Origin of the sequence: Mesorhizobium sp. C416B, assembly GCF_030323165.1 — a bacterium.
Taxonomy (GTDB): domain Bacteria; phylum Pseudomonadota; class Alphaproteobacteria; order Rhizobiales; family Rhizobiaceae; genus Mesorhizobium.
The window spans coordinates 1,385,418-1,399,932 of sequence record NZ_CP100471.1 but is presented as its reverse complement, the minus strand read 5'-3'; the positions used below and the strand labels follow the sequence as shown (position 1 = coordinate 1,399,932).

Below are 14,515 nucleotides of genomic sequence, written 5' to 3'. Positions count from 1 at the left end.
GTGGGCGCGCCGTTCAAAAAGTTCGAGGCCCATGGCAGCGGCGGCCCGCGCATCCGCGAAATTCCGATGCGCATGGTGCTGCCTAATCTGGTCACCGTGCTTGCCATCTGCGCCGGCCTGTCCGGCATCCGCTTCGGCTTCGAGGGCCGTTTCGAGCCGGCCGTGGTGATGGTGCTGCTCGCCGCCTTCCTGGACGGCATAGACGGGCGCCTGGCGCGCATGTTGAAGGCGACATCCAAATTCGGCGCGCAGATGGATTCGCTGGCCGACATCGTCAATTTCGGCGTCGCGCCGGCACTGGTGCTCTACGCCTTCCTGCTCGACCGCGCCGGCTCCTTCGGCTGGATCGCAGCTCTTCTGTTCACCATCGCCTGTGGCCTGCGGCTGGCGCGCTTCAACGTGCTCGACGAAGACCATGACCGGCCGATCTGGCAGAGCGAATACTTCGTCGGCGTGCCGGCGCCGGCCGGCGCCGTGCTGGTTATGCTGCCGCTCTATCTGTCCTTCCTCCGGCTCGGTCTCGAGCCGGACCGCCTGACGGCATTCGTCGCCACCGGCTTCACTGTGCTGGTCGCTTTCCTGCTGGTCAGCCGGCTGCCGGTCTATTCCGGCAAAAGCCTGAAAGTGCCGGGCGACAAGGTGCTGCCGATCATCCTGGCGGTCGTTCTCTACGTCCTGCTGTTGATGACCTATCCCTGGTACACGCTGACCGCCTCTGTCGCAGGCTATCTCATCTTCCTGCCTTTCAGCGTGCGGGCGTATTCGAAGCGCGCCAAGCGCGAGGGCGAAAAAGTGCCGCCGTCGGATATTGGGTAGTTGCTATCTCCCCCCTTGAGGGGGAGATGTCGCCGAAGGCGACAGAGGGGGTCGGTACGCCCCGGACGCGACCTCGTTTGAGCGAAGAGGACGTCGGCGCTTCACGCGAGGCGACCCCCTCTGGCCTGCCGGCCATCTCCCCCTCAAGGAGGGAGATACGCTAAGCCGCCAGGCCCAGCCCCAGCTTCTCGATCGCCAGGTTCCGCGTCGAGACATAATCCGTCTTGCCGGAACCCAGCACCGGGATCTCCCCGACCTTGACGATGTCGTTGGGCACCATCAGTTCGGCCGCACCTGCCTTCTTGCCGAAGGCGCGCAGTTCTTCCGGATCGGCGTCGTCGGCGGTGGTGACCAGCACGATGCGCTCGCCGCGCCTCTTGTCCGGCACCGCCACCGCGGCGTGGCGCTCTTCCGGCCACAGCGACTGCACCAGCATCTCGACGGCGCCCAACGACACCATCTCGCCAGCGATCTTGGCGAAGCGTTTTGCCCGGCCGCGAATGGTGATGAAGCCTTCGCGGTCGACCGAGACGATGTCGCCGGTGTCGTGCCAGCCGTCCAGCGGCTGCAATTCGCCGGGCCGGTCAGCGGTCATGTAGCCCATCATCAAATTCGGCCCGTCGAGCCACAGGCGGCCGGCACCCTCGATACCCTCGACCGGTTCGAGCTTCATGCGCATCGCCGGCAACAGCCGTCCGACCGTGCCGTCGCGACCATGGATGGCGGTGTTGACGGCGACGACGGGAGCGGCCTCCGTCAGCCCGAACCCCTCGATGATCGAGGCATCGAAGCGCTCGCGATAAACGCGCCGCGTCTCCGGCTTCACCGCTTCCGCGCCGGCGACGACGAAGCGCAGGCTGGAGAAATCGCCATCCTTGGCGGTGCGGGCATAGTTGGCAAGGAAAGTGTCGGTGCCGAACATGATGGTCGGCTTCACCTTGCGGGCGATCTCCGGGATGATCTTGTAGTGCAGCGGTGACGGGTAGAGGAACAGTTTCACCCCGGTCACCAGCGGCAGGATGGTACCGCCGGTCAGGCCGAAAGAGTGAAAAACCGGCAGCACGTTGAGCAGGATGTCGGACGGCGAAATGGTAATGCGCGCCTCGGCCTGCATGGCGTTGGCCTGGAGATTGCGGTGCGACAGCACCACGGCCTTGGGCGTGCCTTCCGAGCCTGAGGTGAACAGGATTGCGGCGGGCTTGGCCGCATCCTGCCGCTGCAGCGGGAACCGCCACAGCACCGCTGCTGCGAGCTTTTCCAGCGTGGTGACGCTTGCGCGCACATCCTCCAGCCACAGCATTTTGGCGCCGCCGGCCTCGATGGAGGCGATGATGTCGGCAAGCGCCGCCTTCTCGACGAACGCGCGCGAGGAAACCACCGTTCGGATGACTGCCGCGCGCATCGCGGCGGTTACGCTGGCCGGCCCTGCCGTGTAGTTGATCATCGCCGCTACCCGGCCGACCGAGAGCAGGCCGACGAAGGACAGCACCACGCCATTGGCGTTGGGCAGCAAAACCCCGACCGCTTCGCCGGGCGCCGCCACCGCCTCGAAACGGCGGCCGAGCACGCGCGCGCCGATGAACATTTTTCGATAGCTGAGCGAGCCGCTGATCACATCCTCGATGATCGGATGCGAGGCGCCGGTGCGATCCGCGGCATCGCGCATGGCCAGGAACAGGCCGCGATAGAGGTTGCTGCCATAAAGCCGCGCCTCGGCGATGCGGTCGAACAACGCATTGGTGTTGGAAGCCTGGTCGGGGTTGCGCGCCACCAGTTCGGCAATCGTCATTGGCTCCAGTACGCTGATCGAGAGTTTTGGGAACCAGTGGCGCGGCGCCCGGTTCTTTGGCGTCAAGGAAACCGGCAGGTCGCGCGAGCCGGTGACGAAGATCGGCACGATGCGGGCGTCGGCCTGCATGGCGATGCGGGTGACGGCGCGGAACAGGCGAAACGTCTTCACATCGGGCTCGACGTCATCGGGCAGATAGACGGCAAGCCGGCCTTTACCCTTCAGCACCCTGACCAGCCGCCGGCTGACGAAGAGATGCTCGGCGTTGAAGGCGATGGTGCGGCCAAGCTCGCGCCAAGGCTCCATCCAGGGCGAGCGCGCCGAGGCCTCGTCGAGAATGTGCAGCGTGTCGTCGGGCAGCAGCGACAGCATCAGCGCCGGCTCGAAGCGTGACTGGTGCGAGACCACATAGATCACCGGCGTCGGCGCGTTGCGGGCAATGCGGATGCGCCGGTCATCGATCCGGTAGGCGAGCTTGAACGGCACATAGAGCAGCGCCTGGGTAAAGCGCAGGTCGAGACGAAACGTCTCGATAGCGCCAATCAGCAGCCAGGCCAGCACGAGGCCTGCAAGCAGCGCCAGTGTCAGGATCATGCCGCGTCTCTCCCAACGGTCCGGTATGCGGCTCTTCGTCCGCTTCGAGAGCAGAGGGTAGCGCAATGGGGAGCAAGGTCAATGCGCGGGTGCGAGGGAGCGGTGTTCCACCTGACCTCGCCAGGCAATGACCCAAACGCAGGCCTTGAAATGTTGCGACACGTGTCGTAAATAAAGCGACACGTGACGGAGAGGTAATATGGCCATTTCCCCGCTGGGTTTTGCCGAGGCACCACATATGGAGCCGGAGTTCGAACGAATGGTCGACCTGTTTGGTGGACGGAAGGTTCTTGGATTCTCGGTAGCCAGTCCTCTTGAGGCACATGAAATGATCCTGCATGGAATTCCGGGCCAGGCGCTCGAAAGCCTCGTCAGGCATCTGATGGTCATTGATCCCGCCGATGCGTTTGAGACCGCATTCGGCATGAGCGAGCGGACATTTCAGCGGCACAAATCGGATCACTCCAAGACCCTCAGTCGGGAGCAAGGTTCCAGAACCTGGAACTTCGCCAAGCTCCTGACAAAGGCCACGTCCGTGCTCGGGACTCAGGAAGACGCGGAAAAATGGATGATCGAGTCTGTCATGGGTTTGGACAATCGCCGGCCGATCGATCTGCTGGCCACGGCGGCGGGCACTGCGCTTGTGCAGGAGTTTCTTGAGCGGCTCGACTATGGTGTCTACGCGTGACGCCTTTGCCGGGCTCCCTCGGAACAGGGCAGTTGTTGGGCTGGAGGCTTGATCACAGACGCTTCAAGGCGAGCTGGGACAGTGGCGAAGGAGCCTTCAAGCTTGGGGGAAGGTGGAACAGCAAAGGGATCAGAGCCGTATATGCGTCCATCGACCCATCGACCGCCATCTTGGAGGTGGCGGTCCACAAGGGGTTTCGCACGCTGGATACTGTCCCTCACGTGCTGACGGCATTCGACATCGTCGATCCATCAGAGATTTATGTGGTCCAAACCGACGATATTCCGAACGCGAACTGGCTGCGTCCCGGCATCCCGGGCGCGGGACAGCAGCAGTTCGGCGATGGTCTGCTGGCAAAGCATCCGTTCTTTCTGATCCCCAGCGCGGTATCCCAGCACAGCTGGAACCTGGTGTTCGATCCCAACCGGGCGGCAGGCCTTTATAGCTTGCATCTCCGGGAGGATTTCGTGCTTGATACAAGGCTTCATCCTCCCGCTGGGTAGCAATCAGGCCGTGGCCTTCAGCCGCCCACTGATGAACCGGAACTCCTGCGACTTGCCGCCATAACCGTAAGCAGCGGCCGGGACTTCATGCACGAAGGCATAGCTTTCCTCGTGCACACCACCCAGCAACTTACCAAAGGCCTCAAAGATCGCCTTCAGATAAGCCTCCAGTTCCAGCTTGGTGTTGGTGCCGTCGACCACCTTGATGTCGAGCCAGAAGGTGTTGGCGCCATGCTCCGCCAGCGATTTGCCGCCGGCGAACCAATGCTGCGGGTCGACATAGGTGACGGCGACGGCGGTAATCGTCGGGTCCTTGCGCAGATGGGTTGCCGTCAGCTCGGTGATTTCCTTGGCGATTGTGGCGGACAGCTTGGCGTCGGGCTTGCCGGTGACGCTGATGTTGATGATGGGCATTTTTCTCTCCTTCGTTTGAGCGGCGTCTGTTTGCCGTTGGAGAGACAATGCCATCATCTTTGAATCAAAAAAATCGAATTGTTTCGAACAAAAGGTTCTGTATTATCGAAGCATGCAAGCTCTCGATCCCGATCTGCTCAAAACCTTCCTTGCCTTTGTCGATGGCGGCTCGCTGGCTCAGGCTGCGTCTGCTGTCGGCCGCTCGCCCTCGGCGGTGACCGCGCAGATGCAGCGTCTGGAGGAGATCGTCGGCGAACCGCTGCTGGTGGCGCAGGGGCGCGGGCGCGGGCTGACGCCGGCCGGCGAGGATCTTGTCGGTCATGCCCGCCGCATTCTTGCCGTGCACAGCGAGGCCTGGCTGGCGCTCAAGGGCGCGCGTGCCGCTGGTCGCGTCGCCATCGGCACGACACAGGATTTCGCCGATAGCGGCCTGCCGGAGCTGCTGCGCGCCTTCGCGACCAGCCATCCGCGCGTCAGGGTCGAACTCCGCGTTGGCCGTTCGGCCGAGCTTGGCGAGGCGCTGCAGGCCGGGCAGCTCGATCTGGCCGTTGTCATGCGCAAGACGCCGGCCAATGACGAAGTCGGGCTGTTCAGTGAGCCGATGCTGTGGCTGTGCTCGCAAAAAGGGCTTGCCGTGCGGGAAGAGGAATTGCCGCTGGCGCTGCTCGACCCCTATTGCGGCTTTCGCGAAGCAGCACTCGCGGCCCTCGATGCTGCCGGCCGCCGCTACCGCATCGCCGCCGGCAGCGCCAGCCTTGCCGGCTTGCGTACGGCGGTCAATGCCGGCATCGCGCTGACCTTGCGCACCGCCCGCTTTGCCCATTCAGGCATTGCCGAAGCACCGCGCGAATTCGCCCTGCCGCCGGTGCCGACAGCGCAATTCGCGATAAAACTCGGCCAGGGCGCTGAGCGGCCGGCACGCGATCTTGCCATCCTGCTCAGCGACAACCTCGCCTTGCCCGGCTTTGCCGGCTGATGTCCAAAGAAAAAGCCGACCTTTACGGTCGGCTTTGAGGAGGACGGGTCGAGGGGTTTGGGGGGACTTGGGGGGTGACCCGTCGCACATAAAACTGCCTGATCCGCATGATGGTTCCATGACTTGGAAAATAATTATTGGGTTGCCGCACTTTTTCTCGCAGCCAGCCAGTCGCGCCCCGCATGGGCGAAAACCGCGCAGAGTACTATGGCGCCGCCGATCAGGCTGGCGGCCGGCGCGATCTCGCCGAGGAACAGGAAGGCGAACAGGATCGCAAACGGCACTTCGGCGGCACCGAGAAGGCCGGACTCAGGCGCCGGGATCAGCCGCGAGCCTTCTGTCCACAGGATCGACGCCGCTGCGAACGATCCTCCGAAGGCGACGAGCAGCACGGCGTCGCGAGCAGAAATCGCCAGGGGGTCGGTGACGAACCAGCCGAGCACGAACAGCAGAAGCGCCGAGACTGCGCCCGCCCACACCACCGGCGTGTCGCGGAAGGCGCGCACCATGATCATGTAGAGCGCACTGCCGGCGGTCATCAGCAGCGCGAGCCCATCGCCAAACAGATGACCGCTGCCGAAGCCGGAGCCGACCATGATCACTACGCCGCACAGCGAAACGGCGGCGGCGGCAAGCGTCTGCGCCCGGAACGGCTCGCGCACCAGCACGAAGGCGAGCAGCGCGGTGATGAAAGGCGCGGTGGCGTAGATGACCGCGACATTGGCGACATAGGTGAATTTGAACGCCGAGATGAAGGCGATGCTGGCCGCGGCGCCCTCGAGGGCCAGCAGCCAGCCGCGCCAGCCAAGCCGCAAGCTTTCCCGCCCGCCGGAGCGGCGCCGGCGCCACAGCACATAGAAGGTGATCAGGATCGCGCCGACAAAGCCGCGCCAGCAAGTGATGGTCAGCGGGTCGGCGTGGATCGATTTGGTCAGCACGCCGGTGAGGGCGAAGAAAGCCGCCGAAGCCGCCACCAGCATGATGCCGAGCGTACGCTCGGCAGCGGTATCTGTGGTGCCTGGGCCGTCGAGCGCTTCCGTCATCTCAGCAGCCTATCCGTCTTCTCCTGCCACCATGCTGTCAGCACGGGGGTACTCATAGCCGCTTGCGGAAATGCTCGTTGCCGATGATCAGCAGGCCGGCGCCGACGATCAACGCCGCCCCCAGAAACACCTCGCGACGCGGCACGTCGCCCCAGATCGCAAAGCCGAGCCCGAAGGCCCAGACCAATGAGGTGTATTCGAACGGCGCCACGATCGACACCGGCGCCCGCTTCATGCCTTCGTACAGCATAAATTGCGCCACGCCGCCGAGCGCGCCGACGCTGATCAAAAGCAGCAACTGGCGCCAGTCCGGCATCTGCCAGACCAACAGCGCCGGCACCGCGGAAAACACCAGGAAGTAGAAATTGTTGAGCACAAGCTGGATCAGCGTGCGCTCGGCCAGCGCCGTCTTGCGCAACAGCACCACGGCAATGCCCCACAGCACTGCCGCAGCCAGTACCAAGAGCATCGGCACGGACAAGCCGAGACGAGTGGGATCACAGGCGATGAAGACGCCGACGAAGCCGATGAACACCGCCAGCCAGCGCAACAGCGGCACCTTTTCGCCAAGCATCACCACCGACAGCACGGTGACGATGATCGGGGCGGCGTAATAGATGGTGGTGAGTTCGGCCAGCTGCAGGGAGCGGGCCGCGTTGTAGTAGCAGAGCCAGGCGCCGAGCGTGAAGGCGCTGCGCACCAGCATCGGCCGCACGATGGGCGAGCGCATTGTGTCGGCAAAGATGGGCGGTCCGCCGATTGCAGCACAGCCGATAAGCACAGCGATCGAGCGGAAGAACATGATCTGCCAGACGCTGATGCCGACGACCAGAAGCTTGATCGCGGCGTCCTGCGTCGAAAACAGGAAATAGGCGCAGCCGGTGAACAGGATGCCGGCAAGCACCCTTTCGCGGGTTTCCAGAATGGCAATATCGGCCATGCGGCGTGTCCGGCGCTGTCAAGAGGACGAAGAAGAAGCCTGCGCCAATCAGGCTCCCATTGCAGGCTATACGGGCGAAAGCCCGCGGGGCGCTACGCCAGTGGCAAGCTTGCGTTGGCGCAGCCTGGCCGACAGCGTGGGCACGCCGTTCACTGTGTTGCCTGGTAGAGCTGTGAAGCGCCCTCCTTCAGGGCGCGTCGGCCGCCCGGCCTGAGATACATCATGTGGCCGCCCTCGATGACGTCGAGACGGATAGGTTTTGCCCCGCCGAGCGTCGGGATTTGGCTCACCAGATAGCGTGAGGCCAGATAGGGAGTGACCAGATCGGTGTCGCCGTTGACGATCACCACGCCGAGCCCCGGGTTGAGCGAGCGCGCCCGCTGCAGATCGTCCATCACCCCGGCATAGCCTTGCCGCGAGCCGCCATAGTCCCAGGCGCGGGTCACATCGCCATTGAGCAACCTGTAGCTGACATCGGTGCGAAAATTCAGCTCGTCGCGCGCATAACCGACAAAGGCCGAGGTCAGCGCCGGCACGCTGCGGTCGAGCACCGGATCCGGGCCGGCGCTGCGGGCGCTCTCCGGGGCGATGTCGCTGGTGGCGATGGTGCCGTCATACGGGCTGAGCACTTTGCCACTGGCGCGCTGGAATTCGCGCGCGAACAGGCCGGTCGGGATGCGGGCGAAATTGCGCTGCACGAGGTCGAGCGGCAGGCCGGTGATCTCGGCCACGCGCTGGCTGGCCAGCCGCCCGCCCTGTTCCAGCCCGCCGGTCAGAGCCGTGAGGTAGTCGCCCAGCGCATACTTTTCGACCTCCGCGAGCTTTTCGCGCAGTGCTTCGCCGCTGAGGCCTTCGCTGCGCAGGCGCACCGCCGCCAGCGAGGGCAGTTCCAGCGCCCAATGCAGTGGCTGGAATTCGTCGGGCAGCACCAGCGTGAACTCCAGTGCAGGCGAGATCAGCACGATGCCGTTGGGGCTCAGGCCGACATCTTCCTGCAGGGTCCTGACGAGAAGTGCCGCGCGGAACCCGCCATAGCTTTCGCCGGCGAGGAAGAGCGGCGATCCGGTGCGGCCGTTCTGGGCGAGATAGAGCCGGATGAAAGCGCCGATCGAACTGGCGTCCTGGCTGACGCCCCAAAAATCTTTCGTGTCCTGGCCGGGGGCCTCGCGGCTGTAGCCGGTGCCGACCGGATCGACGAAGACGAGGTCGGTCATGTCGAGCCAACTGTCGGGATTGTCGATCAGCTTTTGCGGCGGCGGCAGGAATTGGCCATCGGCGCCGGTCGCGACGACACGCGGGCCGAGTGCGCCGAGATGCAGATAGGCGGATGCCGCGCCCGGGCCGCCATTGAAGACGAAGGTGATGGGGCGAGCCTTCTCCGCGCCCGCCAGTGGCGGCAGCGTGTAGGCGACATAGAAGATTTCCGCGGTGACCTCGCCCTTGCCGGATAGCAGCGACAGCGTGCCGGCCTTTGCCTGATAGTCCAGCTTGCGCCCGGCAATGGTGATTGAATGGCTGGTCGTCTGCGGTGCCGGCAGCAGCGACAGCACGCCGCCTGCCGGGGCGGGGCGCTCGGGCGTTTCGGCGAGGCCGGGCTGCGCGAAGGCTGCAAGCACCAACAGGGTAAGCGAGATCAGTTTCAGCTTGAACGGCATGATGCCTCCGCGGGAATGACTCTGCTTAGGTATGGCTCGGGCGGTCGAAGTCAAAGTAACTCTTCGCGAGCTAGCGTTCCTTCACGCCCCCTCTGTCCTGCCGGACATCCCCCACAGGGATGGAGATTGGATGTCGCGACCGCCTTCGCTAATCGCCGGCGTAGAAAGCGCCATCGGCGGAGCTGCAGATCTCCCCCCTGTGGGGAGGTGGCCGGTAGGCAGAGGGGGGCGCTGTCTCGCCGGCATATCAGTGCTATCAAAGCGCGACGGACTCGAAAAGGAATGCAACATGGACGCCACCGCACTCAAGGCCATGCAGGCACCGATCAAGGAGGCTTATCGCGACGATTCCTCTCGAGCGCTGATCACGCTTCGCGCCAAAGGCTCCATCGACGACCAGTCGATTGCCTGCAAGGTCGAGACGGGCAGGGCGCTGGCGGTCGCCGGCCTGCATCCGGCGACCGGCGGTTCCGGGCTCGAATTGTGTTCGGGCGATATGCTTTTGGAGGCGCTGGTGGCGTGCGCCGGCGTGACGCTGAAGGCAGTGGCGACGGCGCTGGAATTCAGGCTTGGCGCAGCCACCGTCGAGGCCGAAGGCGATCTCGACTTTCGCGGCACGCTGGGCGTGGCCAAGGACGCCCCCGTGGGCTTTCGCGCCATCCGGCTGAATTTCAACCTCGACACGGATGAGCCGCAGGCGCGCATCGATTCGCTCATCAAGCTGACCGAACGCTATTGCGTGGTGTTCCAGACCATCAACAGCAAGCCGGAGCTGACGGTGAGTGCGCGCGCCTGATCTCCCCCCTTGAGGGGGAGATGTCGCCGAAGGCGACAGAGGGGGTCGGGCCGACTGGACGCGACGCCCTTTGTGCGGAAGGAGGTTGGCACTCTACGCGAGGCGACCCCCTCTGGCCTGCCGGCCATCTCCCCTCGAGGGGGGAGATTGCGCTACTGCGCCGCCGGCTCTTCCGCATCACCCTCATCGGTGAAAGGCGAGGCGCTCGGCACGCAGTTCACCGCCCAGCCGGCCGGCGTCGGCTGCTTCTGATATTCGGTGATGGCGTTGGTGCACTGTTCGCGTGTGTCGAAGGTGCTGGGCAGCACCACCATGCCGCCTTGCGGGCCGGCGATCACCAGGTACCAGACCAATGCTACGCTGGGAGCAGCCATGGGAATTCCTCGCTTTGCTGGGTGTCGGAGTCGGTTGACCCTAGCAACTCCCGGCTGATGGCGAAAGCAGGGTGATGGGGGAGCGGCTCGCCGGACCATCACAGACCCGTGAACAGAACCGCTCCCGAGCCCGCTTAGTTCGCGGCAAAGCAGTAGAACAGGCCGTCGCCGCCGGTGCCTTTCAGCGCCTCCTGGCTGCAGCCGCCGCGCGAGGCATGCGAGGAGTTCCAGGATTTCGCCGCCGCCGACTCGTCAAGGCCGGTGCGGTCGTGGTGGCCCATCATCGCCGCGCCCTCCGCCCCGCTCAAGGTCCAGTCGCCGCAGGTCTGGTCGGCGATCTTGGTGCCGTCGGGCTTCGAGCCGGTCAATATGTCGTGCCGGTTCGGCTTGTCGCCGCGGCCGTTGACCACCTCGCCCTTTTCGTTGAGCGCCGTCTGCTTGGTGATGGCGTTGGCGTCGCTGTGCAGCGAGGCGACGTCATCGGCAATCTTCTCGCCCTTGGCGTTGACCCAGGGACCCTTGCCGATACGGTCGCGCGCATCGACATTGGCGCTCGAGAGATAGGCGTGCCATTCCTTGCCGGTAACCCCAGCCGCTTCCGCCAGCGAGGCGCAATGCGCGTCGGCACCCTTGAGACCGCCGAGATCGGCGCCTTTGCCGGAACCGACGCTGGTGACGAAGAAACTTATCTTGGCGTCTTGCGCCAGCGCCACGCCGGCTGTGGCGGCAATCGCGGCGGCGGCAACGAGAAGAAGTCTACGCATGTCGGTCCTCCGGTTTCGAATGTCCTACATTCGAAGAAACGTAACTGGAGGCCTGTTTAATCCCGCTACAACCCGGTTTATTCCGGCTGCCGGTAGGCGACGAAGCGGTTGTTCTTGACCTGGAAGATCAGCCCCGTCTCTTTCAGCTCGGGGCTCGCCAGCGGCACGATGCGTTTTGCAACCTCTGAGGGGTGCGGCAGCGTTTCCGGATCCTCGCCGGGCGCGGCCTGTGCACGCATGGCGGTGCGGGTGGCGCCGGGGTCGACGGCATTGATGCGGAGCACCAGGCTCTGCGTCTCATGCGCCCAGGAACGCGTCATGGCTTCCACAGCCGCCTTCGACGCCGCATAGGGCGCCCAGAAGGCGCGCGCCGAATGCGCGGCCCCGGACGACATGAGAATGGCGCGGCCGGCGTCGGACAGCCTGAGCAGCGGGTCGACCGAGCGGATCAGCCGCCAGGTCGAGGTGACATTGATGGTCATAACCTTCTCGAAGGTTTTGGCCTCGACATGGCCGATCGGCGAGATGACGCCGAGCACACCGGCATTGGCCACCAGAATGTCGAGCTTGCCCCAGCGCTCGTGAATGGCGCCGCCCAGCCGGTCGATGCCGGCCATGTCTGAGAGGTCGAGAGGCACCAACGTCGCTTCGCCCTTGCCGGTTTTCGCGCGCTCGGCCTTGATCTGGTCGTCGAGTTCTTCCAGCCCGCCGACGGTCCGGGCTACCGCAATGACATGCGCGCCGGCGGCGGCAAGTTCCTTGGCGATGAAGTAGCCGATGCCGCGCGAGGCGCCGGTAACGACCGCGACGCGGCCGGAGAGGTCGAGGGTCATGCGAGCGCTTTCAAGGATAGCAGTTGGGCTTTACGCCCCGTTGTTCGCCAGCAGCGACAGCGTGCGCACATTGTCGTGGCCTTCGAAGTCGAGCAGGCGGGTCGGGTACTGGCCGGTGAAACAGGCGTCGCAGAATTGCGGCTGCTCATTGTCGCGGCTGGCTTCGCCGACGGCGCGGTAGAGCCCGTCAATGGTGAGGAAGCCGAGCGAATCGACACGGATGAACTCGGCCATTTCCTCGATCGACATGCGCGATGCCAAAAGCTTCGACTTCTCCGGCGTGTCGACGCCGTAGAAGCACGACGCGCTGGTCGGCGGCGAGGCGATTCGCATGTGCACTTCCTTGGCGCCGGCGTCGCGCACCATCTGCACGATCTTCTGGCTGGTGGTGCCGCGCACGATCGAATCGTCGACCAACACCACGCGCTTGCCCTCGATCATCCGGCGGTTGGCGTTGTGCTTGAGCTTGACGCCCATATGGCGGATCGAATCGCCGGGCTGGATGAAGGTTCGGCCGACATAGTGGTTGCGGATGATACCGAGTTCGAAGGGGATGCCTGCCGCCTGGGAAAAGCCGATTGCCGCCGGCGTGCCGGAATCCGGCACCGGCACGACGATATCGGCATCGACCGGGCTTTCCTGCGCCAATTCGGCGCCGATACGCTTGCGCACTTCGTAGACATTGCGGCCTTCGACCGAGGAGTCCGGGCGGGCGAAATAGACATATTCGAAGATGCAGAAGCGGGTCTTCTGCGGCTCGAAGGGGAACAGGCTCTCGATGCCCTTCGAGGTCACCACGACCATTTCGCCGGGCTTCAGGTCGCGCACGAAGCGGGCGCCGATAATGTCGAGCGCGCAGGTTTCGGAGGCCAGGATCCAGGCGCCGTCGAGGTCGCCGAGCACCAGCGGGCGGATGCCGAGCGGATCGCGGCAGCCGATCATCTTCTTGGAGGTCATCGCAACCAGCGAGAAAGCGCCTTCAACCTGACGCACGGCGTCGATGAAGCGCGAATTCAAATCGCGTTCCTTGCTGGTGGCAACGAGATGCAGCAGCGTCTCGGTGTCGGAGGTCGACGAGAAGATCGCGCCCTGTTTCTGCAGCGCGCGCTGCACGGTCATGGCGTTGGTGAGATTGCCGTTATGGGCGACGGCAAAGCCGCCATCGGCGAGTTCGGCGAAGAAGGGCTGGATGTTGCGCATGCCGGCGCCGCCCGTCGTGGCATAGCGCGTGTGGCCGATGGCACGGTTGCCTTGCAGGCTGTCGATGACGTGCTGCTTGGTGAAGGTGTCGCCGATCAGGCCGACATGGCGTTCGACATGGAACTGCGTGCCGTCATAGGAGACGATGCCGGCCGCTTCCTGGCCGCGATGCTGCAGCGCATGCAGGCCTAGTGTGACGATGGCCGCAGCGTCCTGCCGGCCGAAAATGCCGAACACCCCGCATTCATCGTGGAAATGATCGTCTGCTTCGGCGGAAAGGACGTCGTCCGCGTCTGCCTTCGAAACTGCCATGGGGCTCAAGCTCCGCTAAAATGGCCATATAGTGCGATAGCACCGCGAAAGCAACGCACGTCGTGCGCCGTTCACACCATAGTCAGGCCGGAACTGCCGGGATGGCGCCTGTCAGGCACCATCCGTCCGTATCAGTTTGCCGGCGCGGCTGGGGCCGGAGCCGGAGCAGCGGGTGCGTTATCGGCCGGAGCGTCGGTCTCGTCGTCGGGCGCCGGCGTATCGTCACCGGTTGCCGGAGCATCCGCCGCCGGTGCATCGGCCGCCGGAGGCGTCTCGGCTGCCGGCTGATTCGGATTGAGCTTCTTCAGGATGGCGTTTTCCGGATCTTCGGGCAGCAGGCTTTCCAGCTTGGCGCCGATGGTCTCGAGCAGCGGCTTCGACTTGGCGTTGGCGATCCAGGCAGGGGCCTTGGCGCCGGCCAGCCAGTTGAAGAACAGCAGTGCCACGGCGACGACGAGGACGCCGCGCGCGGCGCCATAGAGGAAGCCCAGCGTACGGTCGAGCGCGCCGATCCTGGAATCGATGATCCAGTCGGCTAGCTTCATGGTGATGACGGAAACGACGATCAGCGCGATGAGGAAGACGATGCCGGCGGATGCCGCCATGGCGATCTTGTCGCTTTCGACATAGGGCTGAACGTAAGGCAGCACCGGCTTGTAGAAGAAGAATGCCGCCGCGGCGGCAGCCGCCCAGGACACGACGGACAGGATTTCGCGTGACAGGCCGCGAACCATGGCGAGCATCGCCGAGACCAGGGTGAAGCCGACGAGAATTCCGTCCAGCAGCGTAATCGGCATGTCTTTCGCCCCACTCAGATT

General features: G+C 64.5%; 15 protein-coding genes. 5 read left to right on the top strand and 10 right to left on the bottom strand.

Annotated elements, in window-relative coordinates; genetic code table 11:
- Window positions 1-816, top strand: a complete 816-nt coding sequence (pssA, locus tag NLY43_RS07130; protein ID WP_023672701.1) for a CDP-diacylglycerol--serine O-phosphatidyltransferase — start codon at window positions 1-3, stop codon at window positions 814-816.
- A gap of 160 nt (window positions 817-976) precedes the next feature.
- On the opposite strand, the gene NLY43_RS07125 is transcribed toward pssA, so the two are convergent.
- On the bottom strand, window positions 977-3,199 hold the full coding sequence (locus NLY43_RS07125; RefSeq protein ID WP_023711958.1) for an AMP-binding protein: 2,223 nt from the start codon (window positions 3,197-3,199) through the stop codon (window positions 977-979).
- Window positions 3,200-3,398: 199 nt separating this feature from the next.
- Between NLY43_RS07125 and NLY43_RS07120 the strand changes: the two genes are divergently transcribed.
- Complete coding sequence (locus tag NLY43_RS07120; RefSeq protein WP_023711957.1) at window positions 3,399-3,887, top strand: Xre family toxin-antitoxin system antitoxin; 489 nt, start codon at window positions 3,399-3,401, stop codon at window positions 3,885-3,887.
- The gene (locus NLY43_RS07115) at window positions 3,884-4,390 is read left to right on the top strand and encodes an RES family NAD+ phosphorylase (protein ID WP_023685674.1); all 507 of its coding nucleotides are present in this window, start codon (window positions 3,884-3,886) and stop codon (window positions 4,388-4,390) included. Before NLY43_RS07120 ends, NLY43_RS07115 begins: the two co-directional genes overlap by 4 nt.
- 3 nt (window positions 4,391-4,393) lie before the next feature.
- Here the strand turns inward: NLY43_RS07115 and NLY43_RS07110 are convergent, their stop codons facing one another.
- Window positions 4,394-4,804: a tautomerase family protein gene (locus NLY43_RS07110; protein WP_023672705.1), complete on the bottom strand. Its 411-nt coding sequence runs from the start codon at window positions 4,802-4,804 to the stop codon at window positions 4,394-4,396.
- Between the two features lie 112 nt (window positions 4,805-4,916).
- Here NLY43_RS07110 and NLY43_RS07105 point away from each other — a divergent pair, with 112 nt between their 5' ends.
- Window positions 4,917-5,780: a LysR substrate-binding domain-containing protein gene (locus NLY43_RS07105; protein WP_023693978.1), complete on the top strand. Its 864-nt coding sequence runs from the start codon at window positions 4,917-4,919 to the stop codon at window positions 5,778-5,780.
- A 134-nt stretch (window positions 5,781-5,914) separates the two neighbouring features.
- Here NLY43_RS07105 and NLY43_RS07100 read toward each other — a convergent pair whose 3' ends face one another.
- The 3 genes from NLY43_RS07100 to NLY43_RS07090 all read right to left on the bottom strand — a co-directional run bounded on the left by NLY43_RS07100 (window position 5,915) and on the right by NLY43_RS07090 (window position 9,418).
- Window positions 5,915-6,823, bottom strand: a complete 909-nt coding sequence (locus tag NLY43_RS07100) for a DMT family transporter (RefSeq protein ID WP_023705367.1) — start codon at window positions 6,821-6,823, stop codon at window positions 5,915-5,917.
- 52 nt (window positions 6,824-6,875) lie between these two features.
- Window positions 6,876-7,763: a DMT family transporter gene (locus tag NLY43_RS07095; protein WP_023711956.1), complete on the bottom strand. Its 888-nt coding sequence runs from the start codon at window positions 7,761-7,763 to the stop codon at window positions 6,876-6,878.
- Window positions 7,764-7,912: 149 nt separating this feature from the next.
- Window positions 7,913-9,418, bottom strand: coding sequence for a S10 family peptidase (locus tag NLY43_RS07090; protein ID WP_023711955.1), 1,506 nt, complete (start codon window positions 9,416-9,418; stop codon window positions 7,913-7,915).
- Between the two features lie 289 nt (window positions 9,419-9,707).
- Here NLY43_RS07090 and NLY43_RS07085 point away from each other — a divergent pair, with 289 nt between their 5' ends.
- Window positions 9,708-10,214: an OsmC family protein gene (locus tag NLY43_RS07085; protein ID WP_023672710.1), complete on the top strand. Its 507-nt coding sequence runs from the start codon at window positions 9,708-9,710 to the stop codon at window positions 10,212-10,214.
- Window positions 10,215-10,366: 152 nt separating this feature from the next.
- Here the strand turns inward: NLY43_RS07085 and NLY43_RS07080 are convergent, their stop codons facing one another.
- The 5 genes from NLY43_RS07080 to NLY43_RS07060 all read right to left on the bottom strand — a co-directional run bounded on the left by NLY43_RS07080 (window position 10,367) and on the right by NLY43_RS07060 (window position 14,494).
- Window positions 10,367-10,588: a hypothetical protein gene (locus NLY43_RS07080; protein ID WP_023689120.1), complete on the bottom strand. Its 222-nt coding sequence runs from the start codon at window positions 10,586-10,588 to the stop codon at window positions 10,367-10,369.
- 134 nt (window positions 10,589-10,722) lie between these two features.
- Window positions 10,723-11,352 carry a hypothetical protein gene (locus NLY43_RS07075; protein ID WP_023711954.1) on the bottom strand — a complete coding sequence of 210 codons (630 nt, stop codon included), beginning with the start codon at window positions 11,350-11,352 and terminating at the stop codon, window positions 10,723-10,725.
- Between the two features lie 77 nt (window positions 11,353-11,429).
- Window positions 11,430-12,185: an SDR family NAD(P)-dependent oxidoreductase gene (locus tag NLY43_RS07070; RefSeq protein ID WP_023711953.1), complete on the bottom strand. Its 756-nt coding sequence runs from the start codon at window positions 12,183-12,185 to the stop codon at window positions 11,430-11,432.
- A 30-nt stretch (window positions 12,186-12,215) separates the two neighbouring features.
- Window positions 12,216-13,697: an amidophosphoribosyltransferase gene (purF, locus tag NLY43_RS07065; protein ID WP_023711952.1), complete on the bottom strand. Its 1,482-nt coding sequence runs from the start codon at window positions 13,695-13,697 to the stop codon at window positions 12,216-12,218.
- 131 nt (window positions 13,698-13,828) lie between these two features.
- Complete coding sequence (locus tag NLY43_RS07060; protein WP_023711951.1) at window positions 13,829-14,494, bottom strand: CvpA family protein; 666 nt, start codon at window positions 14,492-14,494, stop codon at window positions 13,829-13,831.
- Window positions 14,495-14,515 lie beyond the last annotated feature (21 nt).

Coding starts and splice junctions, on each gene's coding strand:
- NLY43_RS07085 (WP_023672710.1), top strand. CDS start 9,708: ATGGACGCCACCGCACTCAAGGCCATGCAGGCACCGATCAAGGAGGCT.
- NLY43_RS07070 (WP_023711953.1), bottom strand. CDS start 12,185: ATGACCCTCGACCTCTCCGGCCGCGTCGCGGTCGTTACCGGCGCCTCG.
- NLY43_RS07110 (WP_023672705.1), bottom strand. CDS start 4,804: ATGCCCATCATCAACATCAGCGTCACCGGCAAGCCCGACGCCAAGCTG.
- NLY43_RS07105 (WP_023693978.1), top strand. CDS start 4,917: ATGCAAGCTCTCGATCCCGATCTGCTCAAAACCTTCCTTGCCTTTGTC.
- NLY43_RS07120 (WP_023711957.1), top strand. CDS start 3,399: ATGGCCATTTCCCCGCTGGGTTTTGCCGAGGCACCACATATGGAGCCG.
- NLY43_RS07100 (WP_023705367.1), bottom strand. CDS start 6,823: ATGACGGAAGCGCTCGACGGCCCAGGCACCACAGATACCGCTGCCGAG.
- NLY43_RS07090 (WP_023711955.1), bottom strand. CDS start 9,418: ATGCCGTTCAAGCTGAAACTGATCTCGCTTACCCTGTTGGTGCTTGCA.
- NLY43_RS07075 (WP_023711954.1), bottom strand. CDS start 11,352: ATGCGTAGACTTCTTCTCGTTGCCGCCGCCGCGATTGCCGCCACAGCC.
- NLY43_RS07060 (WP_023711951.1), bottom strand. CDS start 14,494: ATGCCGATTACGCTGCTGGACGGAATTCTCGTCGGCTTCACCCTGGTC.
- purF (WP_023711952.1), bottom strand. CDS start 13,697: ATGGCAGTTTCGAAGGCAGACGCGGACGACGTCCTTTCCGCCGAAGCA.
- NLY43_RS07095 (WP_023711956.1), bottom strand. CDS start 7,763: ATGGCCGATATTGCCATTCTGGAAACCCGCGAAAGGGTGCTTGCCGGC.
- NLY43_RS07125 (WP_023711958.1), bottom strand. CDS start 3,199: ATGATCCTGACACTGGCGCTGCTTGCAGGCCTCGTGCTGGCCTGGCTG.
- NLY43_RS07080 (WP_023689120.1), bottom strand. CDS start 10,588: ATGGCTGCTCCCAGCGTAGCATTGGTCTGGTACCTGGTGATCGCCGGC.